At 69.4% G+C, this 2,679-nt stretch carries 2 protein-coding genes and 1 tRNA gene; 2 read left to right on the forward strand and 1 reads right to left on the reverse strand.

Annotation, left to right across the window (positions count from 1 at the left end; translation table 11 throughout):
* Window positions 1-312 (forward strand): integrase core domain-containing protein (locus FF36_RS00005; protein ID WP_044882852.1); only part of this gene is annotated, 312 nt, incomplete at its 5' end.
* A gap of 106 nt (window positions 313-418) precedes the next feature.
* On the opposite strand, the gene FF36_RS35255 is transcribed toward FF36_RS00005, so the two are convergent.
* Window positions 419-493, reverse strand: a tRNA-Arg gene (locus FF36_RS35255).
* 403 nt (window positions 494-896) lie between these two features.
* On the opposite strand from FF36_RS35255, the gene fxsT reads away from it, so the two are divergent.
* Window positions 897-2,679: FxSxx-COOH system tetratricopeptide repeat protein (fxsT, locus tag FF36_RS32135; protein ID WP_242422199.1), on the forward strand; the 1,783-nt coding region annotated here is incomplete at its 3' end.

Here is a 2,679-nt window from a genome sequence, read left to right on the forward strand (position 1 = left end):
GACCGCGGCGCGCAATACACGTCCGATGCCTATCATCGAACCCTGAGCAAGCACGGCGCGCGACCCTCCGTCGGCGCCACCGGAGTGTGCTGGGACAACGCCGCCGCCGAATCCTTCTTCGGCACACTCAAAAATGAACTCGTCTACCGAGAAATCTACCCCACCCGCCGCGCCGCCCGCAGTGCGATCGCCGAGTACATCGAAGTCTTCTACAACCGGCAGCGACTCCACTCCACCCTCGGCTACCACACTCCGGAACACGTCGAACATCTCTACCTGACGAGTCAGACATCAATACCGGAGGCGGCGTAAAGCTGATATAGTCCAACTATCGCGTGTCCGTGAAACGGGCAGCACCTCAACCGGCAGACATGACGAGGGGATCGAAATGGCGCAGCATGTGGGCCCGATCCCCGCGTGCGCCCGGCAGGGATCGAACCTGCGACCTGGTGCTTAGAAGGCACGAAATGCGTCAGGCGTCCCAGGCTCCCGCGCTGCTTCCACGCTCCGCCGGTGTCCGCCACCGTCCGTCGACGTCCGGGCATGTTGCTACACCCGTTGCTACACCTGACGGCTGAGGGGCCCGCGGACCCCTGCCTTGCAAAGTCGGTCCGGCTCGTCCGCCGGTGTCCGGGCTCGTCCACACAGTCGGCCGGGCCTGGGCGCTGGTTCCGCTGCTGGCCGTCGTCGTCCGTGGACGTCCGCGGGCTTGGCTACACGGTTGGCTACAGATGCCCGGTCGGCTGGCGATGGCCGCTGACCAGGGGCTCCCGCGCTTGTTGCTTCAGAGCGATTGTCTGATGTCGTACGGCGATGGTCTGTGCTGTCGGATGCGGGTGGACACTGGCTGGGTGACCGGTGGGGGCGTCGTGGATGACGGCGGGTGGGACTTTTTCGTGTCGTACACGCAGGTGGATCGGGCGTGGGCGGTGTGGGTGGCGTGGGTGTTGGAGGAGGCGGGTTTCCGGGTTCTGGTGCAGGAGTGGGATTTCGTGCCGGGGTCGAACTGGGTCGCTGGGATGGATGAGGGGGTGGTGAAGGCCCGGCGGACGGTGGCGGTGCTGTCCGAGGAGTACACGCGGTCGGTGTACGGGAAGGCGGAGTGGCGGGCGGCGTGGGCGGCCGATCCGGGTGGGGAGGACCGCCGGCTGCTGGTGTTCCGGGTGGCGGACTGTGCACGTCCGGGGCTGCTCGGGCAGGTGGTGGGCGTGGATCTGTTCGGCTGTGCGGAGCGGGTGGCGCGGGAGCAGGTGGTGGGCGCGGCGCGGCTGGCGGTGTCAGGCGAGCGGGGCAAGCCGGAGGTGGCGCCGCCGTTTCCGCCGGGGTGGCGGGCGGTGCCGGAGCGGGCGGTGTTCCCGGGTGGGCTGCCCGGGGTCTGGAACGTGCCGGCTCGGTTGGCGCGGTTCGTGGGCCGGGTGGGGCAGTTGGAGGAGCTGGCGGGCGCGGTGCGGGCCAGGTCGGTGGTGGCGCTGGCGGGGATGGGTGGGGTGGGTAAGACGTCGCTGGCGGTGGAGTACGTGCACCGGCATGCGTCTGATTTCGATGTGGTGTGGTGGGTGGAGGCGGAGCAGGCAGGTGCGGTCGCCGAGCAGATCGGCGCGTTGGGTGAGGCGTTGGGGCTGCCGGTAGGGGCGGAACCGGCGGGGGTGCTGGGGGAACTGCGGCGGCGGGGGGCACGCTGGCTGCTGGTGTTCGACAACGCCGAGGATGTCGCGGCGGTGGTGCCGTTTAGTCCGGCGGATGGGCGGGGTCGGGTGTTGGTGACGTCGCGGCGTGCGGGCTGGGGTGGGCTTGGGGCGGTGGTGCAGGTCCCGACGTTAGACCGGTCAGAGTCGGTGGCGCTGCTGTCGGGCCGGGTTCCCGATATGGATGCGCGCACCGCGGATCGGATCGCCGACCTGCTGGGTGATCTGGCGTTGGCGGTGGAGCAGTCTGCGGGGTTCTGTGAGCAGACAGGTACCCCGGCCGGTGAGTTCGCCGGGCTGCTCGCGGACAGGTTGGACGAGGTGATCGAGCTTGGGGAGGTTGTGGGGCGGGCTGGGGTGACGGTGGCGACGCTGTGGGAGTTGTCGGTCGCCAGGCTTGCCGTGTCGGAGCCGGCGGCGGTGGAGTTGCTCGAGCTGCTGGCGTTCTGCGGTCCGGAGCCGGTGCCGTTGGATCTGCTCGTCGACCGGTCGGAGCTGCTGGGCGAGGGCGCCCTGTCGCAGGCGGTGGCGGACCGTCTGGCTTGGACGCGGACGGTCGGGGCTCTGGTCGCCTACGGCCTGGCCAGCCGGGATACGCGCTCGGTGGTGGTGCATCGGCTGATACAGGCCACGACCCGTCGGCGTGTCTCCGATGCACGGCGGTCGGCGGTGCTGGCGGTGCTGCTGCGGTTGCTGCGCGCGGACCTGCCCGGCGATATTCAGCGTTCTCCGCAGAAATGGCCACGATGGCGGGACCTGCTCCCCCACGTACGCACGGTTGTGGGCCGGATGCCTGATCCGGACAGCTCGCCGAGTATGTCCGAGGTGGATGTGCCGACGGACATTGATGATCTGGTGTGGTTGTGCGACCGGGTCGCGATCTACCTGCAGGTACACGGCCGGCCCGGCGAGGCGCTCCCGCTGTTCCGTCGCGCCCTGACCATCACCGAAGCCGTCTACGGACCCGACCACCCCGAGGTCGCCACCCACCTGA

The sequence above is a fragment of the Frankia torreyi genome, from assembly GCF_000948395.1.
GTDB classification, from domain to species: domain Bacteria; phylum Actinomycetota; class Actinomycetes; order Frankiales; family Frankiaceae; genus Frankia; species Frankia torreyi.